At 34.4% G+C, this 1,176-nt stretch carries 2 protein-coding genes; one reads left to right on the plus strand and one right to left on the minus strand.

Annotation, left to right across the window (positions count from 1 at the left end; translation table 11 throughout):
• Window positions 1–691, minus strand: a 691-nt coding sequence (locus tag QWT87_RS21005; RefSeq protein ID WP_302718682.1) for a hypothetical protein, incomplete at its 3' end; no start/stop codon positions are given.
• A gap of 308 nt (window positions 692–999) precedes the next feature.
• On the opposite strand from QWT87_RS21005, the gene QWT87_RS21010 reads away from it, so the two are divergent.
• Window positions 1,000–1,176: phage integrase N-terminal SAM-like domain-containing protein (locus tag QWT87_RS21010; protein ID WP_337250586.1), on the plus strand; the 177-nt coding region annotated here is incomplete at its 3' end.

A 1,176-nucleotide genomic window follows, 5' to 3' on the forward strand; every position in this document is an offset into this window, starting at 1 on the left:
ATCTGTAGGCGTTCTTTATTTTTTCTTCGATTTTGGCGTGTAAATTTTCTTTTATCCACTTATTCATTCCTTCGTCACTATTATCTTCTGCGGAATGCCAAGGACTTTCTTCGTTTATTAGTAATTCGTTTGTTTTGAGGTCATAAAGAGAATGATAGAGTCCACTTCTTTCCATAATTAAATAATCATTTTGGATGAATATTCTCACGTTGTCTAAGTTTTTAGGACCTTCATCATAATTAAATGCGACTTTTTCAAAATTTTGGTTTGAGTTATCAATCGTTCTTTTGTCAACCGTTTCAATGTTATTCCAATCTTTCTTTTTCCATTTGAGTATTTGAAATTCTACATCATCAAATCCTGCAACTGAAAAATATAACGCATAGACATCATTTTTGTAATTTAATGTTTCAAGAAGTAACAGGTTTTTAAAGAAGTCCATATAAATTTCTGCTTTTATTTCTGCATATTTTTCGAAACCTTTAGAATTCAGTTTTTTCGTTTCAATGTCTTGATATTCCGAAGCAATACTATCTTGTTTCGTTATTATTCCTTGCTTTTTAAGTTTAGAGTATTCCAAAGAATCAACGGTTGCGAAATATTTTTCAATTGGAATTTTTCTTTCAGTTTGACCAAAAGCAAAATTTGACATTAAAATCAGGGTAACAATTATGAATTTTGTTTTGTGCATAATTTTGGTGTACGCTTACAGATAACGGTTTGGGGCTTGCCGAAGGCGGGGATTTTTAGCACAAAAATTCAATCGAAGAACGAAAGTTGAACCTTGTACAAATGCCCAATCGAAGCCGTTCAGCCCCGCTTTTGGCAAACCCTTGTTGAACTAAACCTTCGGTAGCTTTCTCAGCGCCATATTTAGTTACTTTGTAAAACTAATTAAAAAATCACTAGAATGGCAACAAAAAAAAGAGTTCAGACGAGCTTAGAGAAAACAAAATTATCAATCAGGCAAAGCGTGAAGTTCCGGGATTTGCGGAGCTTTTGCAAAGGTTTGAACGTACGGTTTCGGTGTTGGGACGCAGCCAAAGTACGTTTCAAAATTACTCTAGACACGTCGCTGCGGTGTCGCTTCATTTCGGGAAAATTCCTACAGAGCTCGATCCTGAGCAAATCCACGATTACCTTTTTTATCTACAGAAAAAATCTAAATCTCCATCA

Source organism: Chryseobacterium urinae (genome assembly GCF_030518295.1).
GTDB lineage: Bacteria > Bacteroidota > Bacteroidia > Flavobacteriales > Weeksellaceae > Chryseobacterium > Chryseobacterium mucoviscidosis.